Annotated in this window: 17 protein-coding genes; 14 read left to right on the top strand and 3 right to left on the bottom strand. The window is 65.1% G+C overall.

Translation table 11 applies throughout. The features are described from left to right. Position 1: 1 nt before the first annotated feature. The 4 genes from FYM52_RS14865 to FYM52_RS14850 all read left to right on the top strand — a co-directional run bounded on the left by FYM52_RS14865 (position 2) and on the right by FYM52_RS14850 (position 2,769). Positions 2-958 (top strand): MlaD family protein, encoded by a 957-nt coding sequence (locus tag FYM52_RS14865; RefSeq protein ID WP_154164662.1) that lies wholly within the window; start codon positions 2-4, stop codon positions 956-958. Between the two features lie 11 nt (positions 959-969). Next, positions 970-1,623 (top strand): ABC-type transport auxiliary lipoprotein family protein, encoded by a 654-nt coding sequence (locus FYM52_RS14860; protein WP_154164661.1) that lies wholly within the window; start codon positions 970-972, stop codon positions 1,621-1,623. Between the two features lie 173 nt (positions 1,624-1,796). Next, positions 1,797-2,015 (top strand): CsbD family protein, encoded by a 219-nt coding sequence (locus tag FYM52_RS14855; RefSeq protein WP_042419078.1) that lies wholly within the window; start codon positions 1,797-1,799, stop codon positions 2,013-2,015. A 226-nt stretch (positions 2,016-2,241) separates the two neighbouring features. Beyond that, the gene (locus tag FYM52_RS14850) at positions 2,242-2,769 is read left to right on the top strand and encodes a hemerythrin domain-containing protein (RefSeq protein ID WP_043385696.1); all 528 of its coding nucleotides are present in this window, start codon (positions 2,242-2,244) and stop codon (positions 2,767-2,769) included. A 31-nt stretch (positions 2,770-2,800) separates the two neighbouring features. Here the strand turns inward: FYM52_RS14850 and FYM52_RS14845 are convergent, their stop codons facing one another. Further along, positions 2,801-3,433, bottom strand: coding sequence for a MarC family protein (locus tag FYM52_RS14845; RefSeq protein WP_042419072.1), 633 nt, complete (start codon positions 3,431-3,433; stop codon positions 2,801-2,803). A 122-nt stretch (positions 3,434-3,555) separates the two neighbouring features. On the opposite strand from FYM52_RS14845, the gene FYM52_RS14840 reads away from it, so the two are divergent. Continuing rightward, on the top strand, positions 3,556-4,254 hold the full coding sequence (locus FYM52_RS14840) for a dienelactone hydrolase family protein (RefSeq protein WP_154164660.1): 699 nt from the start codon (positions 3,556-3,558) through the stop codon (positions 4,252-4,254). 107 nt (positions 4,255-4,361) lie between these two features. Here the strand turns inward: FYM52_RS14840 and FYM52_RS14835 are convergent, their stop codons facing one another. Both FYM52_RS14835 and hemB read right to left on the bottom strand, forming a co-directional pair. Further along, positions 4,362-5,495 (bottom strand): magnesium transporter CorA family protein, encoded by a 1,134-nt coding sequence (locus FYM52_RS14835; RefSeq protein WP_154164659.1) that lies wholly within the window; start codon positions 5,493-5,495, stop codon positions 4,362-4,364. 97 nt (positions 5,496-5,592) lie between these two features. After that, complete coding sequence (hemB, locus tag FYM52_RS14830) at positions 5,593-6,603, bottom strand: porphobilinogen synthase (RefSeq protein WP_154164658.1); 1,011 nt, start codon at positions 6,601-6,603, stop codon at positions 5,593-5,595. Positions 6,604-6,853: 250 nt separating this feature from the next. Between hemB and FYM52_RS14825 the strand changes: the two genes are divergently transcribed. The 9 genes from FYM52_RS14825 to FYM52_RS14785 all read left to right on the top strand — a co-directional run. Further along, complete coding sequence (locus FYM52_RS14825; RefSeq protein WP_154164657.1) at positions 6,854-7,276, top strand: CopD family protein; 423 nt, start codon at positions 6,854-6,856, stop codon at positions 7,274-7,276. Between the two features lie 41 nt (positions 7,277-7,317). Beyond that, positions 7,318-8,415 carry a VanZ family protein gene (locus FYM52_RS14820; protein ID WP_162524743.1) on the top strand — a complete coding sequence of 366 codons (1,098 nt, stop codon included), beginning with the start codon at positions 7,318-7,320 and terminating at the stop codon, positions 8,413-8,415. 13 nt (positions 8,416-8,428) lie between these two features. Continuing rightward, positions 8,429-8,773, top strand: coding sequence for a ferredoxin (locus FYM52_RS14815; RefSeq protein ID WP_042419133.1), 345 nt, complete (start codon positions 8,429-8,431; stop codon positions 8,771-8,773). 87 nt (positions 8,774-8,860) lie between these two features. Further along, positions 8,861-9,499 carry an alpha/beta hydrolase gene (locus FYM52_RS14810; protein ID WP_045265666.1) on the top strand — a complete coding sequence of 213 codons (639 nt, stop codon included), beginning with the start codon at positions 8,861-8,863 and terminating at the stop codon, positions 9,497-9,499. Positions 9,500-9,540: 41 nt separating this feature from the next. Further along, a complete protein-coding gene (locus FYM52_RS14805; RefSeq protein ID WP_043385779.1) occupies positions 9,541-10,710 on the top strand; it encodes a D-alanyl-D-alanine carboxypeptidase family protein in 1,170 nt (389 codons plus the stop codon). A 156-nt stretch (positions 10,711-10,866) separates the two neighbouring features. Next, positions 10,867-11,244 (top strand): 30S ribosomal protein S12, encoded by a 378-nt coding sequence (rpsL, locus tag FYM52_RS14800; protein ID WP_042419058.1) that lies wholly within the window; start codon positions 10,867-10,869, stop codon positions 11,242-11,244. Between the two features lie 168 nt (positions 11,245-11,412). Beyond that, the gene (gene rpsG / locus FYM52_RS14795; RefSeq protein WP_042419055.1) at positions 11,413-11,886 is read left to right on the top strand and encodes a 30S ribosomal protein S7; all 474 of its coding nucleotides are present in this window, start codon (positions 11,413-11,415) and stop codon (positions 11,884-11,886) included. 154 nt (positions 11,887-12,040) lie between these two features. Further along, the gene (fusA, locus tag FYM52_RS14790) at positions 12,041-14,149 is read left to right on the top strand and encodes an elongation factor G (RefSeq protein ID WP_042419053.1); all 2,109 of its coding nucleotides are present in this window, start codon (positions 12,041-12,043) and stop codon (positions 14,147-14,149) included. A gap of 174 nt (positions 14,150-14,323) precedes the next feature. Next, positions 14,324-14,449 (top strand): GTP-binding protein (locus FYM52_RS14785; protein ID WP_238826235.1); only part of this gene is annotated, 126 nt, incomplete at its 3' end.

Below are 14,449 nucleotides of genomic sequence, written 5' to 3'. Positions count from 1 at the left end.
AATGGAAAACAAATCACACGCCATGGCGGCCGGCAGCTTCGTGCTGGCGCTGCTGGTCCTACTGGGGGCGCTGGCCCTGTGGCTGACGCGCGACCGCCACGACTACACCTTGTACGAAATGTCCACCGGTGACACCATCAGCGGCCTGCAGAACCAGGCCACGGTGCGCTACAAGGGCGTGGCCGTGGGCAAGGTGACCGAGATCACCTTCGACCAGGCCCAACAGGGCAATGTGCTGATCCGCATCGCGGTCGACAGCAAGGCCCCGGTCTCGCCCACCACCACCTTCGGCATGCTGGGCTACCAGGGCGTGACCGGGATTGCGCACATCCAGCTGGACGACGTGACCGAGCCCATGGCCGCCCTGCCCGAGGGCCCCGGCGGCATCCCGCGGCTGTTGATGAAGTCCTCGCCGCTGAGCGTGTTGGCCGACCAGGGCATGACCATCCTGAGCAAGGTCGACGAGGCCACCCGGCGCATCAACCAACTGCTGGGCGATGACAACCAGGAGCGCTTCAGCAGCCTGCTGCTCAACCTCTCGGATGCGGCCAGCAATGTCAGCGGCGTGACCCGTTCCATGCACACCACCTTGCAGCAGGAGCTGCCCGGCATGACCCAGGATGCACGCCGTGCCCTGCAGGCCATGGAAAAGGCCGGGCAGGAAGCCGGCGCGCTGGCGCAGGAGGTGCGGCGCATGACCACGACCGTGCAAGGCCCGGACGGCGCCCTGGCGCGGATCACCGAAGGCTCGCAGGCCATGGCCCGGGCGGCCGAGCGCCTGGACCGCGCCACCCTGCCCAGCATCAGCCAGGCCGCCAGCGACGTCTCCTCGGCCGCACGCCGCATGGGCAGTGCCGCGGCGGGGATTGGCGACAACCCCCAGTCCCTGCTGTATGGGGTGGATGCCGGACAGCCCGGGCCCGGCGAGCCCGGTTTTGTGGCCCCTGCGGCCCAATAAGGAAGATGCATATGCGCGCACTGATCACTCCACGCCGCGCCTGGTTCTGGGCGGCGGCGGTCGTCTGGCTGGCGGGCTGCAGCACCCTGCCGCGGCCGCCCCAGGCCGTGACCCGCTATGACCTGGGGGCGCCGGCCGCGCTGGCGGCGCTGCCGGCCGTGGCCTTGCCGGCCGTGGCCCTGGGGCCCGTGCAGGCGCCCTTGCTGGCCGATGGCAGCACCCTGGTGCATTACCGCCTGGCGTATGCGGATGCGCAGGTCTTGCGCGCCTACACCCAGGCGCGCTGGAGCGTGCCGCCCGCACAGATGGTGCAGCAGCGCTTGCGCGAACACCTGACCCAGGGCGGGCGCGTGGTGCTGTCGGCAGCCCCGGGCGAAGCCCTGCCCAGCGTGCAGGGGCGGCGCGTGCCCGTGTTGCGCCTGGCGCTGGAGGAGTTCAGCCACGTCTTCACCACCGCCCAGGACAGCGTGGGCTGGGTGCGCGTGCGCGCCACCCTGGTGGACCCCGCGCCGCAGGGCGATGTGCTGTTGGCCCAGCGGGTGCTGGAGGTGCGCCAGCCCGCGTCGGCACCGAACGCCGCGGCCGGGGTGCAGGCCCTGGCCCAGGGGGTGGATGTGCTGGGGGGCGTCCTCACCCAGTGGCTGCAAACCGTGTCCAAGCGTTAAACGCTCTCTGGCACGCCGGGTCGGTCTGGTCCGACCGGCCCTGTCCCGCATCGACGACACGCTGCGCCATGAATTTTTCTTAAAGTGAGTTTTCGCGCTGCAGGAATGTGAATGTGTTGGTTTTTGCGCATTCTCTGTGCAGTCAATGTTGATTTCACGCTGAGGAAAATTCCATGAATGAAGACCGTATCCAAGGAAACTGGAAGCAATTCAAGGGCAAGATTCGCGAGCAGTGGGGCAAGCTGACCGACGACGATGTGGACGTGATCGCCGGCAAGCGCGACCAGTTCCTGGGCAAGCTGCAGGAGCGCCATGGCCTGGCCAAGGAAGAGGCGGAAAAGCAGCTGGCCGAATGGCACAAGCGCCACCCCGACTTCCGTTTTGACCGCTGATCCATAGTCGCCCGCAGGGGGCGCCGCTTCCGGTCGCAATTCCGCCCGCAGGCGCGCACCCACCCTGTGTCAGCCCCAGCCCCGCATGCGGGGCTTTTTGCCGTCTGGCCCGGCGGCGCCTGTAGGCCGTGGTCCTGTGCCGGCCGGGCTTTGACCTGTCTCAAACCCCTACGAGATAGGCTTCGTAAGCTTTCGGCTTTGCACAGTTTGGACGAAGGAGGGCGCTATGGCGACATTGGAATGGAGCACGGCCCTGGAGTTGAACGTTCCAGTCATGGACGAAACGCACAAGGAGTTCGTGGACCTGATGGCGCAGGTGGAAGCCACGCCGGACGAGGCCCTGATGCCGGTGTGGCAGGCGCTGGTGGCACACACCGAGGAGCACTTCGGACAGGAAGACCGCTGGATGCTGGCCACCGGCTTTGCCACGGGCAACTGCCACGCCACGCAGCACAAGGTGGTGCTGGACATCATGCGAGAAGGTGGCAAGCGCGGGGACGAGGGGGACTACAGCATGATCCGCGGCATGACGCCGGAGCTGGCCTCCTGGTTCAGCTACCACGCCCAGACCATGGATGCGGCCCTGGCCCAGCACATGCAGAGCGTGGGCTTTGACCCCGCCAGCGGCGCCCTGCTGCACAGCGATGCCCTGCCGGCGCAGCCCATCAGCGGCTGCGGCGGGGCCTGCTCCACCCCGGACGACCACGCCCAGCACGGCGCCCAGGCCGACAAGGTGGCACAGTCGGCGGTCTGAGTGCCGCCCCTGTGCCGGCCGGCACGCGCTGTCAGCCCGCCAGCGCAGGGAAAATTTTCATCAGGCCACCGGCCATCACTTCCACGGCCAGGGCGGCCAGGATCAGGCCCATCAGCCGCGTCATCACGTTGATGCCGGTCTTGCCCAGCACGCGGGCAATCGGTTCGGCCATGGAAAAGCTGGCCCACACCGCGGCCGCCACCACCACCCCATAGCCCACCAGGGCCAGGTGCTGCCAGAAAGTGGCCGCCTGGTCGGCGTAGATCACCACGGTTGACATGGCGGCTGGCCCGGTGAGCAGCGGGATCGTCAGCGGCACCACGGCGATGCTGTTGCCCATGGCGGCCTTCTCGACCCCCGCTTCCAGCGTGTCCTCGTGGCGCCGGTCTTCGGCCGGGCGCGCGTTGAGCATGTTCATCGCGCTGATCAGCAGCAGCAGGCCGCCGCCGACCTGGAAGCTCTGCAGCGAGATGTTGAAGAAATCCAGCACCTGCAGGCCGATCAGCGCGCAGGCGGCGATCACCACGAAGGCGCTGAACGACGCCGTGCGGATGGTCTGGGCACGCTGCGCAGCATCGAAGCCTTGCGTGTAGTGGATGAAAAACGGCACGATGGCCAGCGGATTGACGATGGCAACCAGGGTGATCAGCGGTTTCAGATCCATGGGCGGGCAGTGCGGGGAAGGGTGGACAGGTCCTAAGTGGAACGCAGATTGCTTAAAGTTGCCAGTGTTGCGGCCGGCAGGGACACGGCAGGCCGCCCAACGATAACAAGGAGATGCGATCCATGGGCAGCTTTATTTCACTGACCGCCGCCGACGGCACGGCGGTGCCGGCCTGGGTGGCCCGGCCCGAGGGCCCGGTGCGCGGGGCCGTGGTGGTGGCGCAGGAGATTTTCGGCGTCAACAGCCACATCCGCGCCGTGACCGACCGCCTGGCCGCACGCGGTTTCGTGGCGATCGCCCCGGCGCTGTTCACGCGCCTGGAGTTCGATGTGCAACTGGGCTATGACGCCGAGGGCATGGCACGCGGCAAGGCCTTGAAGGCCGCGGCCGAGGCCCTGCCGGGCGAGGGCGTGCTGCAGGACATCCGCGCCGCGGCGCAATGGGCCTTGCAGCAGGACGGCGTGGCCGGCGTGGGCATGGTGGGCTTTTGCTGGGGCGGGCTGCTGGCCTGGCGCGCGGCCGAGCGGGTGAGCGAGCTGTCGGCCGCCGTGTGCTACTACGGCGGGGGCATGACCGTGTCGCCGGAGGTGGCGCGCACGCCGCGCGTGCCGGTGCTGGCCCACTTTGGCGCGCGCGATGCGCACATTGCGCTGGACGGCGTGCAGGCCTTCAGCCGGGTGCACCCCGTGGTGCAGGTGCATGTGTACGACGCCGACCATGGCTTCAACTGCGACCAACGCGGCAGCTACGACGAGACCAGCGCCATCCAGGCCAAGGACCGCACGCTGGCTTTCTTCGACCAGCACTTGGCGCGGGCCTGATGCGGGTCTGATGCAAAAGAAGAGCGGTTGGCGCGCGCCATGCTTGGGTTTTGGCGTGTTTTGACTCGCAAACCCAGCGAGGGTGAGCGCGGGTTGCTCGCAGTTTTTCAGGTGTTCTCGCCCATCAGGGTGTCGCGCTCGATGTAGCGGCGGCGCAGGAAGAACACCAGCAGGGCCAGGCCGATGCCGGCCATGGCGCCCATGGCCCACCAGAAACCGTCTTCCTTGTGCACCAGGGGCAGCACGTCGAAGTTCATGCCGAACACGGCGGCGATCAGGTTCAGCGGCAGGAAGATGGCGGTCAGCGTAGTCAGCGTGCGCATGATGTCGTTGGCGCGGTTGCTCTGGGCCGAGAAGTGCATCTGCACTGCGGCCTCGGCGCTCAGCTCCATGCGGTGCACGTGGTGGCTGACGCGCTCGATGTGCTCCAGCACGTCGCGCGAGCGCACGCGCAGCAGCTCGCGTGCGCGGCGCTCGGCCGTCTCGCTTTCCTCGGGCCAGCTCTCCAGCATGTCGATCCAGTCCTGCACGGCGGCGCGCTGGTCTTCGCAGATTTCGTTGAGCTGGTGCAGGCCCAGCTGCGCCTGCAGCACCTTGCCCCAGTCGTGGAAGCGCGAGTTGGGGTTGAGCAGGGCCATCTGCCACTGGTCCATCTGTTTGGCCATGTCGCGGCGCAGGCTGAGGAAACCGTCCACCATCAGGTCCAGCTGGCGCAGCATCAGGTCGGCGCTGCTGGCGGGCAGGCGGCTGCCGGCGCGCTTTTCCGGCGTGGTGCCCGGGGCCAGCAGGCGCTGCACATGGTGGGAGCGCACCGGGCATTCGCCGGGGTGGACGCTGAACAGCAGCTGGTCGAACACGGCAAAGCCGACGGGGGCGGTGTCCAGGTTCTTCAGCAGTGGGGCGCTGGCAGGGCGGGCGCCGGCGTCTGCGCTGCCGGTTGCGGGTGGCGGCGGCAGGTCCAGGCGCCGGAACAGCATCACGTCGTAGTCCGAGGTGTAGTCGAAGGTGGACGGGATCTGGGCGTTCAGCAGGTCGGAGATGTGCAGGTCCACCAGGGGTGTGCCGCACAGCTGCAGCAGCAGGCGCTGCACGGCCGCGATCTGGGTCTCGAACTCGGTGCGCTCGCACGACAGCCAGTAGAAGCTGCCGGCCTCGGGCGCGGGCAGGGGGGCGTCGGACGCAGGCCAGGTGCCCAGGTCGAGCACCTGCTTGGTGGCAGGCTGGATCAGCAGCAGTCGCATAGCTACAAGGTCAAATGGCCGCAAAACGCAGACTGTACAGGCGCTGGCAGCGATCCAAACCGTGTCTGCGCGCACGCAGACACGGGCGAGGGGCCGCTTACAGGCCGCGCAGCCGCTTGGCGGCGTCGATGGCGAAGTAGGTCAGGATGCCATCGGCCCCGGCGCGCTTGAAGGCCAGCAGGCTTTCCATCATCACGGCGTCGTGGTCCAGCCAGCCGTTGGCGGCCGCGGCCTTGAGCATGGCGTACTCGCCGCTGACCTGGTAGGCGAAGGTGGGCACGCCGAACTCGTCCTTGACGCGGCGCACGATGTCCAGGTACGGCAGGCCGGGCTTGACCATGACCATGTCCGCGCCTTCGGCGATGTCCAGCGCCACTTCGCGCAGGGCTTCGTCGGAGTTGGCGGGGTCCATCTGGTAGACGTTTTTGTCGGCCTTGCCCAGGGCGCCGCGCGTGCCCACGGCGTCGCGGAAGGGGCCGTAGAACGCGCTGGCGTACTTGGCGCTGTAGGCCATGATGCGGGTGTGGATGTGGCCTTGCAGCTCCAGCGCCTCGCGGATGGCGCCAATGCGTCCGTCCATCATGTCGCTGGGGGCGACCATGTCCACGCCGGCTTCGGCATGGGCCAGGGCCTGGCCGACCAGCACTTCCACGGTCTCATCGTTGAGGATGTAGCCGCTCTCGTCGAGAATGCCGTCCTGGCCGTGGCTGGTGTAGGGGTCCAGGGCCACGTCGGTCATCACGCCCAACTGGGGGAATTCCTGTTTCAGCGCGCGCACCACGCGGGGGATCAGGCCGTCGGGGTTCAGGGCCTCCTTGCCGTCGGGGGTCTTGAGGCTGGCATCGATGGCGGGGAACAGCGCCAGGTAGGGGATCTCCAGCTTCACGCACTCCTCGGCCACGGGCAGCAGCAGGTCCAGGCTCAGGCGGTCCACGCCGGGCATGGACGGCACGGCCTGGCGCAGCTGCGTGCCCTCGTGCACGAACACCGGGTAGATGAAGTCATGGGCTGTCAGGCGGTTTTCGCGCACCAGGTTACGGGTGAAGGCGTCGCGGCGCAGGCGGCGCGGACGGCTTTGCGGGAAAGGGGTAGGGTTCGACAGATGCATGCCGCGCATTGTGCGCCTGTCGGTCGGCGCTGGCGAGGGATTGCGCAGGGCGCCGCTGGGGCATGCCTTGGGGATAGTCCCCGTGTGCCGGGGGCGGCGGGGTGCTAGATTTCGCCTCGAAAGCGGCTTGCTGCTTTCCCTGCTTCACCTCCCTGAGCAGGCCTCTTCCAGAGGAATTTCTCGGCCCGGCTGCATGCCGGGCCTTTTTTTGTGCGCCAGCCCAGGCCAGGGGCGGGCTTACACTGTGCCCATGTTGTGGGTCAAAGCTTTTCATATCGTCTTCGTGACCAGCTGGTTTGCGGGTTTGTTCTATCTGCCGCGCATCTTTGTGAACCTGGCCATGGTGCCGCCCGGCTCGGTGGCCGAGCGCGAGCGCCTGATCGGCATGTCCCAGCGGCTGCTGCGTTTCACCACCCTGCTGGCGGTGCCCGCCGTGGGCCTGGGCCTGTGGCTGCTGTTCGGCTATGGCTTCTGGCAGTCGGGCGGCTGGGTGCATGCCAAGCTGGCGCTGGTGGCGCTGGTGCTGGCCTACCACTACAGCTGCGGCCGCCTGCTGCGCCAGCTGATGGCCGAGACCTGCCCGCGCAGCCACCGCTGGTTCCGCTGGTACAACGAGCTGCCCGTGTTCCTGTTGATGGGCATCGTGGTCCTCGCGGTGGTCAAGCCGTTCTAATTCTCGCAACCGTCTGAGCCCGGGCTGGAAAGGGGCTGTTTGTGTTCAAAACCTCGGCATGGCCGCTGGCCCTGCTGTACACCCTGCTGATTGTGTTCGCCAGCCTGTTCCCGTTCGAAGGCTGGCGGGTGCAGGGCATCTCTCCCTGGGTGTTCGCCACGGCGCCGCTGCCGCCGCCGTACTGGACGTGGTTCGACGTCAACACCAACATCATCGGCTATGTGCCCCTGGGTTTTCTGCTGGCGCTGGGCGGCGTGCGCAGCGGCATGCGCGCCTGGGCCATCCTGTGGGCGGCGCTGTGCGGGGCCGTGCTGTCGCTGAGCATGGAGTTCCTGCAGATCTACCTGCCGCGGCGCGTGCCGTCCAACATGGACTTCGTGCTCAACGCCGCAGGCGCCCTGGTGGGCGCGGTGCTGGCGGCGGGCCTGGAGTGGCTGGGCCTGCTGGAGCGCTGGAGCGTGTTCCGCGAGCGCTGGTTCGGCCACCAGCCGCATGGTGGCCTGGTGCTGATCGGCCTGTGGCCGCTGGCCCTGCTGTTCCCGCCGGCGCTGCCCTTCGGCCTGGGGCAGGTGCTGGAGCGCCTGGATACCACGCTGGACGAATGGCTGGAAGGTACGCCCTTCATGGACTGGCTGCCGTTGCGCGAGGCCCCGCTGGTGCCGCTGATGCCCAGTGCCGAAATGCTGTGCGTCATGCTGGGCCTGCTGGCGCCTTGCCTGCTGGGCTACCTGCTGATCGTCCACCGCGGCCGGCGTGCGGTGTTCGCGCTGCTGACCGGGGTGGCCGGCGTGGCGGCGACGGCGCTGTCCTCGGCCATGGCCTATGGGCCGGTGCATGTCTGGGCCTGGCTGACCCTGCCGACCCAGGCCGGCATGGTGGCGGCGGCGCTGTTTGCCGTCTGCCTGCTGCCCATCGGGCGCCGCTGGTGCGCGGTGCTGTTGCTGCTGGTACTGATGTGGCAGCTGAACTGGCTCAACCAGGCGCCGCTGAACCCGTATTTCGCCGACACCCTGCAGTCCTGGGAGCAGGGTCGGTTCATGCGCTTTTACGGGCTGGGTCAGTGGCTGGGCTGGCTCTGGCCCTATGCCGTGCTCGCGTATGTGGCCTTGCGCCTGTCCCAGCGCCAGGGTGACTCCTAGAATGCACAGCACCATGAGCGACAACACTGCCCCCGGCTACTACAGCCGCCACATTTTTTTCTGCCTCAACGAGCGCCCCAACGGTGAAGACTGCTGCCACCTGCACGGCGCCAAGGAAGGCTTTGACCACTGCAAGCGGGCGGTGAAGGACGCCGGCCTGGCCGGCAAGGGCCAGGTGCGGGTGAACAAGGCCGGCTGCCTGGACCGCTGCGCCGCCGGCCCCGTGGCCGTGGTCTATCCCGAAGGCACCTGGTACACCTTCGTGGACACGGCCGACATCGACGAAATCGTCGAGTCGCACCTCAAGCATGGCCAGGTGGTGGAGCGTTTGCTGGTGCCGCCGGAACTTGGCCGCTGAAACCGACTCAGACGCCGCATTGCAAGTGTTTTTGGCAGTTTGCGCTGATCTGACAAGCGCAGGCAGCTATGAATTAGGTAGTTTGCTGTGAACGCCCAAACCGAACGATTCACCCTGACCGGCGCCGCAGGCGCCATCGAAGCCCTGCGCGACCGCCCGGTGGGCACCCCCCGGGGCGTGGCGGTGATTGCCCACCCGCACCCGCTGTATGGCGGCACCATGGACAACAAGGTGGTGCAGACCCTGGCGCGTGCCTTCGTGCAAAGCGGTTGGGAGACTATCCGCTTCAACTTCCGCGGCGTGGGCGCCAGCGCTGGCGTGCACGACGCCGGGCGCGGCGAAGCCCAGGACCTGGTGGAGGTGGTGCGCCAGGTGGCCCCCCAGGGCCCGCTGGCGCTGGCCGGCTTCTCGTTCGGGGCCTTCGTCACCACGCATGCCGTGGCCGCCCTGTGGGACGAGGGCCGCGTCGAGCAGGTGGTGCTGGTGGGCACGGCGGCCAGCCGCTTCGAACCCGCCACCCTGCCACCGGCGGCGCACGCGCGCACCCTGGTGCTGCATGGCGAAAAGGACGACACCGTGCCGCTGCAGTCCGTGATGGACTGGGCGCGCCCGCAGATACTGCCTGTAACAGTTGTGCCCGATGGAGGTCATTTCTTCCACGGACAATTGCCGTTGCTCAAAGGGCTGGTGGTCCGCCACCTGAGCGCCGGTCACGTGCCAACGTGACCGCTAGCCCCTTGTTGATTCTTTGATAAACCGAGTTGTTCATGAAGCCTGTTTTCTCCTCCTTGCGCACGCTGGCCCTGACCGCGGCGCTGGCGCCCCTGTGGGCCAGCGCCCAAATCGCCCCGCTGCAGCCCCCTGAAATTGCCGCGCACACCTACATGCTGGTGGATGTGACCGCCAACCAGGTGCTGGCCTCCAAGGATGTGGACGCCCAGGTGGAGCCCGCTTCGCTGACCAAGCTGATGACGGCCTACCTGGTGTTCGATGCCCTGCGTGCCAAGAAGATCACGCTGGAGCAGCGCCTGCCCGTCAGCGAGCTGGCCTGGAAGATGCCTGGCTCGCGGATGTTCATCGACCCCAAGATGCAGGTGGCGGTGGAAGACCTGCTCAAGGGCATGATCGTGCAGTCCGGCAATGACGCCACCATGGCGCTGGCCGAAGGCGTGGGCGGTACCAAGGACAACTTCGTGCGCCTGATGAACGAGCAGGCCAAGGCGCTGGGTATGACCGGCACCAGCTACAAGAACCCCGAGGGCCTGACCGAGGCCGGGCACTACACCACGGCGCGCGACCTGTCCATCCTGGCCATGCGCCTGATGCGCGACTTCCCCGAGTACACCCACTACTACTCCATCAAGGAATACCGTTACCAGGGCACGCCGGCCGCCAACAGCCGCAACCGCAACACCCTGCTGTTCCGCGACCCCTCGGTGGACGGCCTCAAGACCGGCCACACCAATGCCGCGGGCTACTGCCTGGTGTCGACCGCCAACCGCGAAATCCCCAATGTGGGCGGGCGTCGACTGCTCTCCATTTTGCTGGGCGCGGCCAGCGACAACGCGCGGGCCAACGAAAGCCAGAAGCTGCTGAACTGGGGCTACACCGCCTATGACGCCGTCAAGCTGTTCGATGCCGGCCAGCCCATGGAAGAAGCGCAGATCTGGAAGGGCTCGCAAGGCACCATCAAGGTGGGCCGCGAAGCCGCGACCGTGGTGACCGTGCCTTCGGGCAGCGCCGGCAAGGTGACCACCCAGCTGGTGCGCACCGATCCGCTGATGGCGCCGATCACCAAGGGCCAGCAGGTAGGTACCTTGAAGGTGCTGGTCGGCGACCAGGTGGCGGCCGAGCTGCCGGTGCTGGCCCTGGAGGCCGTGAATGAAGGTGGCTTCTTCCGGCGCCTGTGGGACTCGATCCGTCTCTGGATCCGGTAACGGCTCCAGGCCGACGGCAGCACCTCTGGGCTCCTGGGGGTGCTGCCGTTAATCACGTGCGACTTGCCCCGGGTTTGCCAAACTGGTACATTCGAGGGCTTTTCGGAATTTCCGAAGGGTTTCACGTTTTCGTTTTTTACGTTTAGGGACGTATATATGCCAACCATTAACCAACTCGTGCGTCAGGGCCGCACGGTCGAAGTTATCAAATCCAAGAGCCCTGCTATGGAAAACTGCCCCCAACGCCGTGGCGTGTGCACCCGTGTGTACACCACCACGCCCAAGAAGCCTAACTCGGCTTTGCGTAAGGTGGCCAAGGTGCGTCTGACCAATGGTTTCGAGGTGATCTCGTACATCGGCGGTGAAGGCCACAACCTGCAAGAGCACAGTGTGGTGCTGGTGCGCGGCGGCCGTGTGAAGGACTTGCCTGGTGTGCGTTACCACATCGTGCGCGGTTCCCTCGACCTGCAAGGCGTCAAGGACCGTAAGCAAGCTCGTTCCAAGTACGGCGCTAAGAAGCCTAAGGCCAAGTAATCAGCCCTGGCTTGAAAACAATCGGTGTTTGATTCGCCTGACTGGCGCGGTCAAACGTAGTGGCCCAAAGCGCAAATGTCTTGCGTGGGTCGAGTAAGTGAGAGTTTTGTTAAATGGCTCTCGCGGTGCCTGAAAAGACACCAACTGAAGCAAAGATAGAGGTAAAAAATGCCACGTCGTCGCGAAGTCCCCAAACGTGAAATCCTGCCGGATCCTAAGTTCGGCAATGTCGAGCTGTCCAAATTCATGAACGTGATCATGGAAGGCGGCAAGAAGGCGGTTGCAGAGCGCATCATCTACGGTGCCCTGGATCTGATCGCCAAGAAGCAGCCTGAAAAGGAAGCTCTGGAAGTGTTCGTCACTGCCATCAACAACGTGAAGCCCATGGTGGAAGTGAAGTCCCGCCGCGTGGGTGGTGCCAACTACCAGGTGCCCGTTGAAGTGCGTCCCGTTCGTCGTCTGGCTCTGTCCATGCGCTGGATCAAGGAAGCCGCCCGCAAGCGTGGTGAGAAGTCCATGGCCCAGCGCCTGGCCAACGAACTGCTGGAAGCGACCGAAGGTCGTGGCGGCGCCATGAAGAAGCGTGACGAAGTGCACCGCATGGCCGAAGCCAACAAGGCATTCAGCCACTTCCGCTTCTAATCTGCGAATCGCAGATTGAATCAGACGGGCCGCTCGCAATTTTTGCCGGCGGCCTTGTCTCGATTCAAGGCACCCCCATATAGAACTGCTGGCCCCGGCGCACAAGGCAGGGTGATCGCAGACTCTCTCCCATACGATCAATCAAGGATCAATCATGGCTCGCAAGACCCCCATTGGCCGTTATCGCAACATCGGTATCTCGGCCCACATTGACGCAGGTAAGACCACTACCACTGAACGTATCCTGTTTTACACAGGCGTGACCCACAAGCTGGGTGAAGTGCACGACGGCGCTGCGACCACGGACTGGATGGAGCAAGAGCAAGAGCGCGGCATCACCATCACCTCCGCTGCCGTGACCTGCTTCTGGAAGGGTATGGACCTGTCCTACCCCGAGCACCGTTTCAACATCATCGACACCCCCGGCCACGTGGACTTCACGATCGAAGTGGAGCGTTCCATGCGCGTGCTGGACGGCGCTTGCATGGTGTACTGCGCTGTGGGCGGCGTGCAGCCCCAGTCGGAAACTGTGTGGCGTCAGGCTAACAAGTACAAGGTGCCTCGTCTGGCCTTCGTGAACAAGATGGACCGTACCGGTGCCAACTTCTTCAAGGTCGTGGACCAGATCAAGACCCGTCTGAAGGGCAACCCCGTGCCTGTCGTGGTGCCAATCGGTGCCGAAGACAACTTCAAGGGTGTTGTGGACCTGCTGAAGATGAAGGCCATCATCTGGGACGAAGCGTCCCAGGGCATGAAGTTCGACTACGCCGAGATCCCCGCTGACGTGCAGGAAACTGCCGAAAAGTGGCGCGAAAACATGATCGAAGCGGCTGCCGAAGCCAGCGAAGACCTGATGAACAAGTACCTGGAAGAAGGTACGCTGTCGGAAGAAGAGATCAAGGCCGGCCTGCGTGCCCGTACCCTGGCTGTGGAAATTCAGCCCATGCTGTGCGGTACTGCGTTCAAGAACAAGGGCGTGCAGCGCATGCTCGACGCCGTGATCGACTACCTGCCTTCGCCCATCGACATTCCTGACGTGGAAGGCACCGATCCCGACAACGAAGAAACCAAGCTGTCGCGCAAGGCCGATGACGAAGAGAAGTTCTCGGCGCTGGCGTTCAAGCTGATGACCGACCCGTTCGTGGGGCAGCTGACTTTCGTGCGCGTGTACTCGGGCGTTCTGACCAAGGGCGAATCCGTTCTGAACTCTGTGAAGGGTAAGAAGGAGCGTATCGGCCGTATCGTGCAGATGATGGCCAACGACCGCGTGGAAGTGGAAGAAATCCGTGCCGGCGACATCGCTGCCTGCGTGGGCCTGAAGGACGTGACCACCGGCGAAACCCTGTGCTCGCAAGACGCTCCCATCGTGCTGGAGCGCATGGTGTTCCCCGAGCCCGTGATTGCGCAGGCTGTGGAGCCCAAGTCCAAGGCCGACCAGGAAAAGATGGGTATCGCCCTGTCGCGCCTGGCTGCAGAAGATCCATCCTTCCGCGTGCGTACCGACGAAGAATCCGGTCAGACCATCATCGCCGGTATGGGCGAACTGCACCTGGAAATCATCGTGGACCGCATGAAGCGCGAATTCAACGTGGAAGCCAACGTGGGCAAGCCCCAAGTGGCCTACCGCGAAACCATTCGCCAGAAGGTGGTGGACGTGGACGGCAAGTTCGTGCGTCAGTCCGGTGGTAAGGGTCAGTACGGTCACGTGGTGTTCACGGTCGAGCCCCAAGAAGCCGGCAAGGGCTTCGAGTTCGTCGACGCCATCAAGGGCGGTGTGGTGCCTCGCGAATACATCCCTGCCGTGGAAAAGGGCGTGATCGAAGCCCTGACTTCCGGCGTGCTGGCTGGCTACCCCGTGGTGGACGTGAAGGTCACGCTGACCTTCGGTTCGTACCACGATGTGGACTCGTCAGAACAGGCGTTCAAGATGGCTGCCATCTTCGGTTTCAAGGAAGCCGCCAAGAAGGCCAGCCCTGTCATCCTGGAACCCATGATGGCTGTGGAAGTGGAAACGCCTGAAGACTACGCCGGTACCGTGATGGGTGACTTGTCTTCGCGTCGCGGCATGGTGCAGGGCATGGACGACATGGTCGGTGGCGGCAAGGCCATCAAGGCCGAAGTGCCTCTGTCCGAAATGTTCGGCTACGCCACCTCGCTGCGTTCGCAGACACAAGGTCGTGCGACTTACACGATGGAATTCAAGCACTACGCTGAAGCTCCTCGTAACGTGGCCGAAGCCATCGTGGCTGCCCGCGCTAAGTAATTAGCAAATCGGTCATAATCGACGGATTGGTTGAAAGCGCCCTCGTGGCGCTTTCAACACAGATTGCCGGTCTGCGATCGCGTGCCACTTTGTTCCCTGTGCGAAGTGAATCAGCAATGCGATGCAGACCTTAAAACCCCACACAGGTTTGCTCTTTTATTCGGAGAATTTGCAATGGCAAAGGAAAAATTCGAACGTACCAAGCCCCACGTGAACGTGGGCACCATTGGCCACGTTGACCACGGTAAGACCACCCTGACTGCTGCTATCGCCACCGTGCTGTCCAAGCACTTCGGCGGT

Source organism: Comamonas sp. CAH-2, from assembly GCF_009668305.1.
GTDB lineage: Bacteria > Pseudomonadota > Gammaproteobacteria > Burkholderiales > Burkholderiaceae_C > Comamonas > Comamonas aquatica.
This window is presented reverse-complemented; position numbering and strand designations above follow the sequence as displayed.